This is a genomic window from Gryllotalpicola ginsengisoli DSM 22003, from assembly GCF_000419445.1.
Taxonomy (GTDB): domain Bacteria; phylum Actinomycetota; class Actinomycetes; order Actinomycetales; family Microbacteriaceae; genus Gryllotalpicola; species Gryllotalpicola ginsengisoli.
Genome location: NZ_AULK01000004.1, coordinates 158,251 through 172,685 on the forward strand (window position 1 = coordinate 158,251; position 14,435 = coordinate 172,685).

A 14,435-nucleotide genomic window follows, 5' to 3' on the forward strand; every position below is an offset into this window, starting at 1 on the left:
TCCTGCCGGTGACTCCCGGGGTGCTAGTTACCTTGCCAGGTCGATTCTGGCAACTGGCTGCACAGCGGTTATGGGCCTGTCAAAGCCGCGAGCACCTGCGCCAGGCCGTCGTCGGCGACGCTCGCGGTGACCTCGCTCGCCGCCGCCTTGACCTCGTCCGGCGCCTGCCCCATCGCGACCGCCCGCCCGCCGCCTGCGACCGCCCACTCGAACATGTCGATGTCGTTGCGGCCGTCGCCCACAACGAGCACGTCGGCGCGGGGGATGCCGAGCTCCGCGCGCACGCGCTCCAGAGCGGTCGCCTTGTTGACGCCTTCGGGGGCGATGTCGAGCCAGTTGGTCCAGCCGATCGAATAGGACACCTTGCTCAGCCCCATCGAGTGCACCATCTCGAGGAAGTCCTCCTCGTCGCGGTCGGGCGCGACCACGACGACCCGGCTGGCCGGGAACTGCGCCAGCCGGTCGAAGTCGACGCGTTCGGCGCCGGCCAGGTTCCACTCGGACATGCCCTCGGTGTAGCGCCGGTAGCCCGTCGCATCCTCGACCATGAAGCTGCCCTCGGGGAGGTGGCCGCGGATCGTGCGCAGCACCTGCGACGGGTCGAAGGTCTCGACGAACTCGCGCCGGTAGCCGGTCGGGTCGGATGCGTCGCGCTGCAGCACCAGCGCGCCGTTGGCGCACACCACGTACTCGGGCGTGAGCCCGAAGTGCTCCAGGATCCCGCGCGCCGTCTCCCAGCTGCGGCCCGTCGCCAGGGTGACCTCGTGGCCGAGTCCCTGCACCTGCAGCACCTGCTCGCGCACGGCGGGCGAGATCGTCTCGTCCTCATGGATGAGGGTGCCGTCGACGTCGAGGCCGACCAGGAGCCGCGCGGCCACTACCGGACCGGCGTGAGGGTCTCGAGGCCGCCGAGGTACGGGCGCAGCGCGTCGGGCACCCGCACCGAGCCATCCGATCGCTGATGCGTCTCGAGGATCGCGACGATCCAGCGCGTCGTCGCCAGGGTGCCGTTCAGGGTGGCCACCGGCTGGGTCTTGCCGCCCTCGGCGCGGTAGCGCACCCCGAGCCGGCGCGCCTGGAAGGTGGTGCAGTTCGAGGTGGAGGTCAGCTCGCGGTAGGTGCCCTGGGTCGGGATCCACGCCTCGACGTCGTACTTGCGCGCGGCCGACGAGCCGAGGTCGCCTGCGGCGGTGTCGATGACGCGGTAGCTGAGCTCGAGCGCGTGCATCATCTCCTCCTGCCAGCCCAGCAGCCGCTCGTGCTCGGCCTCGGCGTTCTCCGGCAGCGTGTAGACGAACATCTCGAGCTTGTTGAACTGATGCACGCGGATGATGCCGCGGGTGTCCTTGCCGGCCGAGCCCGCCTCGCGCCGGTAGCAGGTCGACCATCCGGCGTAGCGCAGCGCGCCGTCGTCAGGGAGCTCGAGGATCTCGTCGGCGTGGTAGCCGGCGAGCGCGACCTCGCTGGTGCCGGTCAGGTAGAGGTCGTCGGCCTCGAGCCGGTAGATCTCGTCGGCGTGGGCGCCGAGGAAGCCCGTGCCCTGCATGATCTCGGGCTTGACGAGGGTGGGGGTGATCAGCGGGGTGAATCCGTTGCCCAGCGCCTTGTCGAGCGCCATGTTCATGATGGCGAGCTCGAGGCGCGCGCCGATCCCCTTCAGGAAGTCGAAGCGCGCCCCCGACACCTTGGCGCCGCGCGCCATGTCGATCGCGTCGAGCTTCTCGCCGAGCTCGAGGTGGTCGCGCGGCTCGAAGTCGAAGGCGGGGATGTCGCCCACGGTCTTCAGCACCACGAAGTCGTCCTCGCCGCCGGCCGGCACCCCGTCGACGATGATGTTGCCGATCGCGCGCAGCGCCTCGTCGAACTCGGCCTCGGCCTCGCCGGCCGCCGCCTGCGCGGCCTTCACCCGCTCGGCGAGCTGCTTCGCCTGCGCGACGAGGGCCTGCTTCTCCTCCTTGGGCGCCTTCGCCACCAGCTTGCTGTGCGCGTTCTGCTCGGCGCGCAGCGTCTCGAACTCGGTGAGGGCGGCGCGGCGGGCCTGGTCGGCGGCAAGCGCCCGGTCGACCGTCTCGGGCGACTCCCCCCGCGCGATCTGCGAAGCCTTCACGACGTCGGGATTCTCACGCAGCAGCACGGGATCGATCACGGCAAAGAGTCTAGGGGCGTCGGATGGAGCGGTTACCGTAAGGGGGTGAGCCACCCCGTTCCCGAGCAGGCCCTCACCGGCGCCGTCGCCGTCGTGGCCAACCCGGTCAAGCGCGACATCGACCGGGTGCGCGAGAGCGTGGTGCGCCGGGCGCACTTCGCCGGGCTCGGCGACCCGCTCTGGTTCGAGACCACGCTCGACGACATCGGCGCGGGCGTCGCCCGCTCCGCGGTCGAGTCCGGCGCATCCCTCGTCATCGTCGCCGGCGGCGACGGCACCGTGCGCGCCGCCGCCGGGGCGCTGCGCGGCACGGGCGTCGCACTCGGCGTCGTGCCCTCCGGCACCGGGAACCTGCTCGCCCGCAACCTGCGCGTGCCCATCGGCGACCCGGAGGCCGCCGTCGCCGTCGCGTTCACGGGCCGCACCCGCGCCGTCGACGTCGGTCTCGCGGAGCTGGAGCGGGAGGGCGGCGAGCGGGAGGAGCATCCGTTCATGGTGGTGGCCGGGGCCGGCATCGACGCGGCCATGATCGCCAACACGAGCCCCGCGCTCAAGGAGCGCCTCGGCTGGCTCGCCTACGTCGACGGGGCGCTGCGCTCGGTGGCCCGGTCGCAGCCGGTGCGCGCCAAGGTGCGCGTCGACGGCCCGGGCGACGAGACCATGACGCACGGATTCGACGTGCACACGGTGCTCGTCGGCAACGTCGGCGCTCTGCCCGGCGACGTCGAGCTGCTGCCCGGGGCGCGCATCGACGACGGGGTGCTTGACGTGGCCGTGATGCACCCCAAGAGCGTGTTCGGCTGGGCGCTGATCGGCCGCAGCATCGTGTGGGAGAACCATGTGCTGCGCCGCAGCGCCCTCGGCCGCAAGCTGATCAGCTTCCGCAGCCGGCACTCGCCGCACGTGCTCTCGTACATGCGCGGCCCCGTGGTGACCGCGCGGTTCGAGCGCCCGGTCGAGGCCGAGCTCGACGGCGACGAGGTCGGCCCCGTGCAGGCGGCGCGGTTCCGCACCGATCCCCAGAGCCTGCTGGTGCGGGTACCGGCGTAGCCTCAAGGCATGCGCTCTCTCGGCAAGGTGCTGGCCGTCGCCGCAGCGGCCGCCTCGGTGGTCGGCGGGGCCTGGCTCTGGTGGCGGTGGCTGATGCGACGCCAGGTGACCTGGCAGAAGATCCTCTCCGACAACATCCCGGTGCACTCCGCCTACTGGCGGGCGCGGCGCGAAGTTCCGGGCGACATCCTCTACGTCGCCATCGGCGACTCGGCGGCGCAGGGCATCGGCGCCTCGCGGCCCGCGCGCGGGTACGTCGGCGTGATCGCGAAGAAGCTCGCGAAGATGTCGGGGCACAGCATCCGTGTCGTCAATCTCGGCATCTCCGGCGCCACCCTGCAGACCGCGCTCGTCAAGGAGTTGCCGCGGCTGAAACGGCTGAACCCCGACATCCTCACGGTGGCGATCGGCGCCAACGACATCGCCGAGTGGAACCCGCAGCGCTTCGGCGAGCAGATCGAGCTGCTGTTCGCGCAGCTGCCGAGGCACGCCATCGTCGCCGACCTGCCGTCGTTCTACTTCCTGCCCGGCGAGCGCAAGGCGCAGCAGGGCAATCGGATGCTGCGCGCCGCCGCCGCCCGCCACGGACTGCGCGTCGTGGACCTGCACGAGGCCATGCGCCGCGAGGGCATGCGCGGCGTGGTCACCCAGTTCGCCGGGGATCTGTTCCACCCGAACGACCGCGGCTACGCGATCTGGGCGGGGGCGTTCCTGCCCGCCGTCGAGGATCGCCTCGAGCAGGTGCTCGAGGCTCAGGCCTCGGGTTCCTCCGACAGCAGCGCGCGCAGCCAGTCCCGGGCCTCGACGAACACCTCGTCGGCATAGCGGCGGTCGAACTCGACCGGCTGCCGGTCGGCGCGCGGGTAGGAGCCGAGGAAGATCACGTTCGGCGTGAAGCGGTACACGCCGAGCAGCGCGTCGGCGATGCGCTCGTCGTGCACGTGCCCGTCGAGGTCGATGATGAACCGGTGCCGGCCGAGCGCGTCGCCCATGGGCCGGGACTCGAGCAGGCTCATGTTCACCCCGCGGGTGGAGAACTGCTCGAGCAGCTCGACCAGGGAGCCCGGCCGGTCGGTGGGCAGCTCGGCGATGATGCTCGTCTTGTCGGCGCCCGTCGCCGGGGGCAGCGCCCGGGTGCGGGCGACCAGCGCGAAGCGGGTCACCGCCTGCTTGTTGTCGATGATGTCGTCGGCGAGCACCTCGACGGCGTGGTGGTCCACGATGTTCGGCGGGGCGATGGCCGCATCGGCGGGCGAGGAGGGCCGGCCCGAGGCATCCGTCTCGAGCAGTTGCGCGGCCGCCTGCACGTTGCTCGATGCGGGCAGGTGCGCGTGCGCCGGCAGGGTGCGGTCGAGCCAGCCGTGGCACTGGGCGTACGCGACCGGATGCGCCGCGATCGTGCGCACCTCGTCGAGCCGGGTGCCGGGGCGGGCCACGAGAGAGAATCCGACGGGCACGAGGTACTCGCCGAGGATGCGCAGGCCGGGGATCGTGGCGAGGGCGTCCTGGGTGGCGCTCACTCCCCCGTCGATGGAGTTCTCGATCGCGATCATGGCCGCCGTCGAGCGGCCCGAGACGACGTCGTCGAGCGCCTCGCCGACGTTGTTGACGGCGCGCCACGGCTTGCCCCGGGCGGCCTCGACCTGGCGCAGCGCGAGCTCCGTGAAGGTGCCCGCCGGTCCGAGATAGCTGTACGTCTCGCCGCCGTCGGGGGTGTCGCTCATGTCGTTCAGGCTAGTGGGCGAGGCGACCGGTCAATCCCCTTTCGGCTCCTCGAGGGCCCCTGACAGGATGGGGACATGAGCGATCGAGCAGGCACGTACGCGCAGGAATCCGATCTCATCGACGACGAGGCCGTGGTGCGGGCCTACTACGAGCTGCACCCGGACGCGTCCGTTCCGGCGCAGCGGGTCGTGTTCGGCACCTCGGGGCACCGCGGCTCCAGCCTCGACACGGCGTTCAACGACGACCACATCGCGGCCTGCACGCAGGCGATCGTCGAGTACCGGGCCGCGCAGGGCATCACGGGGCCGCTGTTCATCGGCGCCGACACGCACGTGCTCTCCGGACCCGCGCAGACCACCGCGCTCGAGGTGCTGACCGGCAACGGCGTCGACGTGCTCGCCGACGCGCACGACGACTACGTGCCGACGCCCGCCGTGAGCCACGCGATCATCCGGTACAACACCGCGCACCCGGGGCAGCCGCAGGCCGACGGCATTGTCGTCACCCCCTCGCACAACCCGCCCCGCGACGGCGGCTTCAAGTACAACCCGCCCCACGGCGGCCCGGCCGACACCGACGCGACCAGCTGGATCGCGAACCGCGCGAACGAGATCATCGCCGGCGGGCTCGCCGACGTGGTGCGCGCCGAGCCGAGCGGGGTCGGCTCCTACGACTTCCGGGAGGAGTACGTCAACGACCTCGTCAACATCATCGACCTCGACGCGATCAAGAAGGCGGGCGTCAAGATCGGCGCGGACCCGCTGGGCGGGGCATCCGTCTCGTACTGGCAGCTGATCGGCGAGAAGTACGGCCTCGACCTCACCGTGATCAACCCGCGGGTCGACCCGAAGTGGTCGTTCATGACGCTCGACTGGGACGGCAAGATCCGCATGGACCCGTCGTCGAAGTACGTCATGGCCTCGGTGCTCGAGCACAAGGACGAGTTCCAGGTGGTCACCGGCAACGACGCCGACAGCGACCGGCACGGCATCGTCACCCCCGACGGCGGGCTGATGAACCCCAATCACTATCTGGCGGTGGCGATCCAGTATCTGTACACGCACCGGCCCGAGTGGCGATCGGATGCCGCGATCGGCAAGACCCTCGTCTCGTCGTCGATCATCGACCGGGTCGCCGAGTCGCTCGGCCGGCGGCTCTGGGAGGTGCCGGTCGGCTTCAAGTGGTTCGTGCCGGGGCTCGTGGACGGCTCGGTCGGCTTCGGCGGCGAGGAGTCGGCGGGCGCCTCGTTCCTGCGCAAGGACGGCACGGCGTGGACGACCGACAAGGACGGCATCCTGCTCGCCCTGCTGGCCAGCGAGATCATCGCCGTGACCGGCAAGTCACCCTCGCAGCTGTACCGGGAGCTGACCGAGCAGTTCGGCGACCCGGTGTACGAGCGTATCGACGCCGCCGCGACCAAGGAGCAGAAGGCGGCGCTGGCGAAGCTGTCGGGCGAGGCGATCACGGCGACCGAGCTCGCCGGCGAGCCGATCGTCGCGAAACTGTCGCAGGCGCCGGGCAACGGCGCGCCGATCGGGGGCGTGAAGGTGGTCAGCGAGAACGCCTGGTTCGCCGCCCGCCCGTCGGGCACGGAGGACGTCTACAAGATCTACGCCGAGTCGTTCCAGGGCCCGGAGCACCTGAAGCAGGTGCAGGCCGAGGCCAAGCGGATCGTCGACGCGGCGCTCGGCTGACCGGCCCTTCCCGGCCCCGGCCATTCGTCGAAAAGTGCTCTGCCCGGCGATTCGTCGAAAAGTGCTCTGCCCGGCGATTCGTCGAAAAGTGCTCTGCCCGGCGCTTCCTCCGACCAATATCGACGACTCGCCGAGAGTGCCAGCGGCCATTCGTCGATTCTCGCCGGCCACGCCGGATTGACGAGCCAGAAGTGACGAATCGAACTCGACAGCGGCCCGGCCAGGCCGCCGCTCAGCCGGCCGGCTCGAGCTCGGCGAGGAGGGCGCGCACGCGGCGCTCGATCTCGTCGCGGATGGGCCGCACCTCCTCGAGCGGCAGCCCGGCCGGGTCGGTCAAGTCCCAGTCCTCGTAGCGCTTGCCGGGGAAGATCGGGCAGGTGTCGCCGCAGCCCATGGTGATGACGACGTCGGATTCCTTGACCGCATCCGTCGTCAGGATCTGCGGGGCGTTGCCGGCGATGTCGATGCCGCGCTCGGCCATCGCCTCGACGGCGACGGGGTTGAGCCGGTCGGCGGGCTCGCTGCCGGCGGAGAACACGCGCACGCGGTCGCCCGCGAGCTCGGAGAGGAAGCCGGCAGCCATCTGCGAGCGGCCGGCGTTGTGCACGCACACGAACAGCACGGCGGGAGTCTCAGTCATGCGCTCATTCTCCCCTGAACCCGACAGCGGCGCGCTGACGGATGCCACGGGGAAGGGCCCCGGGATCGCCCGGGGCCCTTCGTGGTGACGGAGGCGGTCAGCCGCCTCAGTCCTTGTGGAACAGCGAGACCAGCCAGCGGATGATGGCCGCCGTGTGGCTGTCGGGCTTGGTCGCCTTCGGAGTCGACGTCTTGCCCGGCTTCACCGGCGAGGTCTTGCCCGGCGTGATTGGCGAGGTCTTCACGATCTTCGACACGGCACCGGTCGACGGGTTGAGCAGCACCTCGCGGTTCTGCGGCGACTTGAAGTCGAATAGGCCGTTCATCGAGCCGGCCGTGGCGTCGAACGAACCGTTGCCGATGCGCCCGGTGCCCCAGTTGTCCTCGATGAATTTGAGGATCGATGGCTGTGTCGTCAACGTGTGATCGACCGTGTTCGCCTTGGTGTACGGCGAGATCACGAGCATCGGCAGGCGCTGGCTCGGGCCGCAGCGGTCGGCGTAGCCGCCGAGCGCCTTGACGCCGTTGGAGGCGGCCGTGGTGCAGATGGTCGAGTCCTCGGCGGCGTCGTCCGAGCTGTTGGTGATGGTCGGCGCCTGGTGGTCGTACCAGCCGTCGGAGTCGTCGTACGCGATCACGACCGCGGTCGAGCTCCAGTACTTCGACTGCTGGATCTCGTTGATCGTGTTCACGAGGAACGTCTGCTCGTCGGTCGGGTCGGAGTAGGCGGCGTGGCCGTCCTGGTACTCCGGGGCCTTCAGGAACGAGACGGCGGGCAGCGAGCCGGCCTTGATCGACGCGGAGAAGTCGGTCAGGTCGTACTGGTGGTTCGCCTGGTCGGTCTTGCCGATGTTCTCGACCGACGACGGCGCCAGGTGGTGCGGGTTCGAGGTCGACTTGTAGTACTGGAACGGGTTGTGGTGGGGCGAGTAGTCGACCGACGAGGAGCCCGCGACGTTGGTGTGCGTCGAGCCGCAGACCGCGTATCCGGTCGAGCTGTCCTCAGCCGAGGTGGTCGGCGCGAAGCCGCCCTGGAACCAGCCCCAGGTGACGCCCTTCTCGTTCAGCAGGTCGCCGATGTTCTTGCCCGACATGCCGGCCAGCGCGCTGGTCGAGGTGTGGTTGGTGTCGGAGCAGTCGTCGTAGACGGGGTCGGGGTCGTTGATCACGGTGCCCACGCCGTCCTCGTTCGGCGAGACGACGGTGTAGCTGTCAGGCGTGGCCGTCGGCTGCGGGTCCGTCGTGCCCGTGGTCGGGTCGTACGAGGTGACCCCGTAGGTCTGGCCCGAGATCAGGTTCAGCGCACCTGGGGTCGAGGGGCCGAAGGTGGCGTCCCAGCTGTTGTCGCTCATCGCGTAGTTCTGGGCGTAGTTCCACAGACCGGTGACGGTGTTGCCGTCGTAGTAGTCCATGACCAGGCCCGGCTCGCTGTAGAGGCCGCAGTTCTCCTTGTCGGTGGCCTCGACGAACTGGTCCATCTTGCCGTTGTCGACGGCGACCTGCTCCGGCCCGTAGTTGTGGTTCTGGTCGCAGGTGACGGCCTCGTCGGAGCTGAGACGCTGCGGGTCGTAGGTGTTGGGGTTGTCGGTCAGCGTGCCCGAGGTGATCAGGTTGTTCACCTTGGGGGTGTTCTTGGCGGCGGTGAAGTCGGTGCCGTCGGTGTTGGTCGCGTAGGGATAGGTGCCGAAGTAGTGGTCGAACGAGACGTTCTCGTCGAAGATCACCACGAGGTGCTTGATCGGCGTGCTGGTTTTCGCGGAATTGTCGGCCTTGGACTGCGCTTGCGCCGGCGCCGACAGCAGTGCCGTCGCCGTCGCGAGTCCCGCAGCCACGACCAGGGCGCCGCCGGCCATGCCGAAGCGCCGCAAACGTGCTTTCTGGAACACGGTTGACTCTTCTTCCTCTTATGCGAACGCGGTGTGCGTCATCGTTCCCGGCGCCGGTTGCGCCGAGCCTTTCCATCCGGTGATCGGATGCCCGAGCCATCCGTTCACGCGAACAAACCCTCTCCCAGCCAGCCGGAGGCGTTGCGCACGCCTGGCAGCGCGAAGTAGTAGCCGCCCCCGAAGGGCGAGATGTAGTCGACCAGCGGCTCGTCGATCAGCCGCTTCTGGATCGTCACGAACTGGCGCTCGATGTCCTGGTTGTAGGCGCAGAAGATGAGCCCCATGTCGAGGTTGCCGTTGCTGTCGATGCCGGAGTCGTAGTTGAAGGCGCGGCGCAGGATGCGCTGGTTCGCGGTCTGCGGCGTGCGCGGGTTCGCCAGCCGCATGTGCGCGTCGAACGGGATCACATCCCCCGTGTTGTCGAGTTCGTAGTGCGGGTCGTCGAACTCCTTGGTGCCGGTCAGCGGCGCGCCAGAGTCGCGGTAGCGGCCGAACATCTGCTGCTGTTCGCGCAGGCCGACGCGGTCCCAGAACTCGACGAACATGCGGATGACGCGCACCGCCAGGTAGCTGCCGCCCTCGGCCCAGTCGGGCTCGCCGTTCTTGCCGCCGTGCGCCCACACCAGCTGGTCCATCAGGTCGGCGTCGGAGGTGTCGGGGTTGCTCGTGCCGTCCTTGAAGCCCATCAGGTTGCGCGGGGTGCCGCTCGGCCGCGGCGGCGACACGAAGCCGGACTGCCGCCAGCGCACCTGCATGTCGGCGCGGGTGGCGCGCAGGATCTCGCGCACCGCGTGCGTCACCACGTCGCGGTCGTTCGCCTCGACCTGCAGCAGCAGGTCGCCGTCGCACACCTCGCGGCGCAGCGCGTCGTTCGGGAAGTCCTCCATCACGCGCAGCTTGGACGGTTTGACGGATGCGAGCCCGAAGCGCTCGTCGAACAGCGAGCTGCCCACCGCCATCGTCACGGTCAGCCCGTCGGGCACGATGTCGTTGCCGAGCACCCCGGAGTCCTCGGGCTGGGCGGAGATGCCCGGGTCGGCGACGGTGCCGCCGGTGGTGAGGAATCGCGCCTTCTCGGTCACGGTCTGCAGCAGCTGTTTCAGGCCGGCCCGGTCGGCGGCGGTGACGTCGAGCGCGACGAACTCGGTCGCCTTGCGCAGCGGCGCGAGGACGCCCGCCTGGTGCGCGCCGTGGAACGGGAACGAGGCCGCGGTCTTGGTCGTTCCGGCGCCGGCGGCGTAGGCGGGTGCCGCGGCGGCGGCCGCGAGCGGGGCCGCCACGCCGGCTCCGGCCAGCGCGCTGAGGAAGCGGCGTCGCGTGGGTTCGGTCACGGCAGGGCCTTTCGGGGTTCGGTGATCTCGGCGACAGGCGCCAGCAGCTCGACGGTGCCGTCGAGCGAGGCGTTCAGCTGCTGCCGCTGCGCCGTGGTGAGGCTGTCCAGCGGCGTCCAGGTGTCGCCCTTGTGGTAGCTCGCGACGAGCTTCTGCGACGCGGCGAGGGATGCCTCGGCCTTCTGCAGCTCGGGGTAGCGGGTCTTCAGCAGGTCCTCCAGCACGTCGAGCGCGTGCTGCGCACCCTCGAGGTTCGCGGCGACGGTGGCGAGGTTCGTGTGGGATCCGGCATCCGTCTCGCCCGTCAGCTCGAACTGGATGGTGTTCTCGACGATCTCGTGCGCGCGAAGGCCGATGTCGAGGGGGTCGATGCGGTCGGTCTCGGGCGCCTTGGCGAGGGCGGCCACGTCGGTGCGCAACTGGGCCGCGGCTTTCGCCACCTTCGCGGCCGGGGCGCCCGACCACAGCAGCGCCTCGATCTTGTGGAACCCGGTCAGGTCGGGGTCGTCGAGGGCCGTCTTGCCGGATGCCGGCGTGCCGTTGATCTTCGCGTCGTAGTCGCCGAACGCGCCGTAGGCCGCGCCGAGGGTCTCATAGGTGACGTGGGCCGCCAGCCAGTCGCGCTTGGCGCTGGATAAGTCGCCCTCCTCGGCGTCGTCGGCGAGCTGCGCGACCTGCTTCTGCAGGGTGGGCAGGCGCCCGTCGACCCAGCGGCCGTAGGCCTTGGCCACGGGGATGAGCTGCGCCTCGGAAATGGGCACGACGCCGGGGGTCAGCACCGACCCCGACGGCGCCGCGCCGACCGTGACCGTCGGACCGATGGCGAGGTTCGAGTCCGCCGGGAAGCAGATGAAGCGGTACCGGCCCTGCCCCAGGGTGACGCGCGCGGGGGCCTTCGCGCCGGGGCCGACCGACTCCAGGTCGAGGTAGACCTGCTTGGTCTTGACGTTCTGCAGGAAGACCTCGACGCCGCCGGTCGAGCCGTTCGAGATGGTGAAGCTCTGCTCGCCGCCGGGCAGGGTGCCCTCGGCGGCCTTGCCCGCGTCATCCGTGCCCCAGCCGTCGCCGCAGCCCGAGCTGCCGACCGTCACGTCGAAGCTGTGCGCGGCGGCATCCGTCGCGTGCGCGGCGTCCTGATCGCCGGGCCGGGAGAGCACGGTGCACGCCACGGCGACCGCCACCACGACGACGATCGCAGCCCAGAATGCGGCGATCTGGGAGCGTGTGGACATCGTCGACGGACCTCGTGCGTGAGTTCGGGTGGGCGAACGATCCGCTCGCCGAAAAGAGGCTATTTGCACCCCGAGCGGGGGACGGCCGTGTTCAGGGTCTGTTCACCCGGGCGTCACGGATCCGTCCCCGCCCGCGGCGGATACGCTCGGTGCATGACGAGCCCGATCCGCGACATTCCGCTGACCACGATCGACGGGCGGGAGACCTCGCTCGCCGACTACGCCGACAGGGTCGTGCTGGTCGTCAACGTGGCCTCGAAATGCGGGCTGACGCCGCAGTACGAGCAGCTCGAGCAGTTGCAGCGCGAGTACGGCGAGCGCGGATTCACCGTGCTGGGGTTCCCCTGCAACCAGTTCGCAGGGCAGGAGCCCGGCACCGCCGAGGAGATCGTGGAGTTCTGCTCGGCGAGCTACGGCGTGACCTTCCCCCTGATGGAGAAGACGAGGGTGAACGGGCGGCACGCGCATCCGCTTTACAAGGAGCTCAAGCGCACCCGCGACCACGCGGGTCTCGCGGGGCCCGTGCTGTGGAACTTCGAGAAGTTCCTCGTCGCGCCCGACGACACGGTGGAGCGCTTCCGGCCGAAGACCGCGCCCGACGACCCCGCCGTGATCGCCTCCCTCGAGCGCGCGTTGCAGCAGGTGTCCTCCGCGGCCTAGCCTGCGCCGAGCCGGTCCTTCCGGGCCGCCGACCGGTGCGAAATCACCCTTGAGCGCGCGATTCGAGGCACATTTCGCACCGCTCGGCGCCGCGCGCACCTTTCCACAGCTGCGACCGGCGACGCCGTGCCGCCGGCATGCGGGCGGCATGGTGAGCGGATGCCTCGCAAGTCGTCTCCTCGTACCCGGATCCCCCCACGGCTCGGCGCCGCCTTCACCCGGGCCGCCGCCCGCCAGGCGCAGGTAAGCGACAGTCGCCTGCGCGGTCCGGATCTGAGTCATCCGTTCCACGGCCTGTATGCGGGCACCGAACCGGCGACCGTCGCGGATCGGTGCGCGGTGCTCGCGCTCGCGATGTCGGGTCGCTGGGCCTTCAGCCACTCGACCGGGGCGATCCTGCTCGGCGCGCCCCTGCCGCAGCGGCTGCAGGGCGCCGAGTTGCCATTGCACGTGGCGATGCACAGCGAGCGAACTCCCCCGCGCCGGGCCGGGGTGTGCGGGCACCGCATCGAAGCCGGAAGTGTCGGCGTCGTCGACATCGGAGGGGTTCCGGTGCTCGCCCCGGAGGACGTGTGGTGCCAGCTTTCCACGGTGCTCTCCCGCGAGGATCTCGTGGCCGTCGGCGACTACCTGCTCTCGGGCGACCCCTACGACGGGCCGGATCGGAAGCCGTGGTGCTCGCGCGGGCAGCTGCGCACGGCCGCCTCGCGCTACAGCGGCAAGCGCGGCTGCGCGAAGGTGAAGTGGGCGCTGGAGCGGGTGCGATCCGGCGTCGACTCGCGGCCCGAGTCGCTGCTTCGCCTCGTGCTCGTCGCGGCCGGACTGCCGGAGCCGCTGATCGCCGACGCGACGCCCGTCGACGGCGGTCGACGCGTGCTGCATCCCGACCTCAAGCTGCCGCAGTGGGGCACCGTGTTCGAGTACGAGGGCGACGGGCACCGTGAGCGCGACCAGTGGCTGAACGATGTCGAACGCTATTCACTGCTCCGCGCGGCCGGATGGGAGGTCATCCAGGTCACCGCGCATGACCTGTTCCGCGACCGCGCCGGATTCCTGCGCCGGGTGTTCGCGACGTTGGGGCGGCGGGGCTACCGCCGCTGACCGGGCCGACCGGTGCGAAATCACCCTCGAAGCTCGGTTTGGAGGGTGATTTCACACCGCTCGGCGGGCGGAGCCCCGGCTCAGGTGTTGGTGTCGCGGGTGAGGTGCCAGACGTGGAAGGTGGCGCCCGGGTGCTCCTTCGTGATCTGCTCGTCCAGGTCGCGGTGCAGCCCGTAGTTGTTGTGGCTCGCGAGCTCGACCGTGATGGTGCCGTCCGCGTGCGGCGTGATGCGGCTGATGACCTCCACATGGTCGCGGTCGGTCGCCGCGTCGGCGGCGCCCTCCCAGGAGAACACCACGACGTCGCCCACGGCGAACTCGTCCCGGTCGGCGGCGGTGAGCCGCTGCAGGCCGAGCCGGGCCGCGTTCGCGGCGAGGTAGTCGTCCATCGCGGGCACGTAGCCCCACGACTCCGTCCGGTCCGTGCCACCGTGGTCGAACCATCCGTCGTTCATCGTCCAGCCGCGGGCGAGCAGGGTCTGGCTCACGAAGTTGGCACAGTCGCCGCCGACCGAGTCGAGATTGCCGAAGGTGGGGTTGTCGCGCTCGTTCCAGTGCGCCTCCATGTAGGCGAGCTGCTTGCGCTGCCCGGCCGTGAGCGCGGGAGCGGTCGGCGTCGGCTTCGCGACGGGCGTGGTCGAGACGTGCGTCGACGGATGCGCGACCTGCGGCACCGCGTGAGAGGAATCCCACCACATGCCGAGCAGCGCGGCGCACATCAGCATGCCGACCGCCACCAGGAACGGCCGGTGTCGCAACGCGGTGGCCTCCACGGCGTCAACGGTACGGGCGAGCCTCCCGGCCCGGCCGGCCCGACCCGCCGCGGTGGAGGAAGTACTCCTCGATGGGGGCGGGGCAAGAACGGGGCTCATGGGAATGGGATGCCAGCAGAAGGTGAATAGAGACTATGAAACACCACGCCGGTTAGGAAATCTGCTTCGCGCGGTGTAAATTTGCAGTCAACGCAAGTT

At 70.2% G+C, this 14,435-nt stretch carries 13 protein-coding genes; 5 read left to right on the forward strand and 8 right to left on the reverse strand.

Annotated features, from left to right (window positions below):
- Positions 1-68: 68 nt before the first annotated feature.
- Both H563_RS0109315 and serS read right to left on the reverse strand, forming a co-directional pair.
- A complete protein-coding gene (locus tag H563_RS0109315) occupies positions 69-878 on the reverse strand; it encodes a Cof-type HAD-IIB family hydrolase (RefSeq protein ID WP_022882332.1) in 810 nt (269 codons plus the stop codon).
- Positions 878-2,146, reverse strand: a complete 1,269-nt coding sequence (gene serS / locus H563_RS0109320; protein ID WP_022882333.1) for a serine--tRNA ligase — start codon at positions 2,144-2,146, stop codon at positions 878-880. The genes H563_RS0109315 and serS overlap by 1 nt, the downstream gene beginning before the upstream one ends.
- 45 nt (positions 2,147-2,191) lie before the next feature.
- Here serS and H563_RS15975 point away from each other — a divergent pair, with 45 nt between their 5' ends.
- Both H563_RS15975 and H563_RS15980 read left to right on the forward strand, forming a co-directional pair.
- Positions 2,192-3,196, forward strand: coding sequence for a diacylglycerol/lipid kinase family protein (locus tag H563_RS15975; protein ID WP_022882334.1), 1,005 nt, complete (start codon positions 2,192-2,194; stop codon positions 3,194-3,196).
- A gap of 9 nt (positions 3,197-3,205) precedes the next feature.
- A complete protein-coding gene (locus H563_RS15980) occupies positions 3,206-4,021 on the forward strand; it encodes an SGNH/GDSL hydrolase family protein (RefSeq protein WP_022882335.1) in 816 nt (271 codons plus the stop codon).
- Here H563_RS15980 and pheA read toward each other — a convergent pair.
- Positions 3,949-4,920 (reverse strand): prephenate dehydratase, encoded by a 972-nt coding sequence (pheA, locus tag H563_RS0109335; protein WP_022882336.1) that lies wholly within the window; start codon positions 4,918-4,920, stop codon positions 3,949-3,951. The two genes, H563_RS15980 and pheA, sit on opposite strands and share 73 nt — an antisense overlap.
- 75 nt (positions 4,921-4,995) lie before the next feature.
- On the opposite strand from pheA, the gene pgm reads away from it, so the two are divergent.
- Entirely contained in the window at positions 4,996-6,615 is a 1,620-nt protein-coding gene (pgm, locus tag H563_RS0109340; RefSeq protein ID WP_022882337.1) for a phosphoglucomutase (alpha-D-glucose-1,6-bisphosphate-dependent), read from the forward strand.
- Positions 6,616-6,847: 232 nt separating this feature from the next.
- Here the strand turns inward: pgm and H563_RS0109345 are convergent, their stop codons facing one another.
- From H563_RS0109345 to H563_RS0109360, 4 genes are all read right to left on the reverse strand, one after another.
- Complete coding sequence (locus tag H563_RS0109345) at positions 6,848-7,255, reverse strand: arsenate reductase ArsC (RefSeq protein WP_022882338.1); 408 nt, start codon at positions 7,253-7,255, stop codon at positions 6,848-6,850.
- A 106-nt stretch (positions 7,256-7,361) separates the two neighbouring features.
- Positions 7,362-9,140 (reverse strand): phospholipase C, encoded by a 1,779-nt coding sequence (locus H563_RS15985; protein WP_081416237.1) that lies wholly within the window; start codon positions 9,138-9,140, stop codon positions 7,362-7,364.
- Positions 9,141-9,244: 104 nt separating this feature from the next.
- Positions 9,245-10,471 carry an iron uptake transporter deferrochelatase/peroxidase subunit gene (gene efeB / locus H563_RS0109355; RefSeq protein ID WP_022882340.1) on the reverse strand — a complete coding sequence of 409 codons (1,227 nt, stop codon included), beginning with the start codon at positions 10,469-10,471 and terminating at the stop codon, positions 9,245-9,247.
- Positions 10,468-11,703, reverse strand: a complete 1,236-nt coding sequence (locus tag H563_RS0109360; RefSeq protein WP_022882341.1) for an EfeM/EfeO family lipoprotein — start codon at positions 11,701-11,703, stop codon at positions 10,468-10,470. The genes efeB and H563_RS0109360 overlap by 4 nt, the downstream gene beginning before the upstream one ends.
- A 153-nt stretch (positions 11,704-11,856) precedes the next feature.
- Here H563_RS0109360 and H563_RS0109365 point away from each other — a divergent pair, with 153 nt between their 5' ends.
- On the forward strand, positions 11,857-12,363 hold the full coding sequence (locus tag H563_RS0109365) for a glutathione peroxidase (protein WP_022882342.1): 507 nt from the start codon (positions 11,857-11,859) through the stop codon (positions 12,361-12,363).
- A gap of 159 nt (positions 12,364-12,522) precedes the next feature.
- Entirely contained in the window at positions 12,523-13,464 is a 942-nt protein-coding gene (locus H563_RS15990) for a hypothetical protein (protein WP_155865141.1), read from the forward strand.
- Between the two features lie 80 nt (positions 13,465-13,544).
- Here the strand turns inward: H563_RS15990 and H563_RS15995 are convergent, their stop codons facing one another.
- The gene (locus H563_RS15995) at positions 13,545-14,237 is read right to left on the reverse strand and encodes an amidase domain-containing protein (protein WP_162138942.1); all 693 of its coding nucleotides are present in this window, start codon (positions 14,235-14,237) and stop codon (positions 13,545-13,547) included.
- Positions 14,238-14,435: the final 198 nt, after the last annotated feature.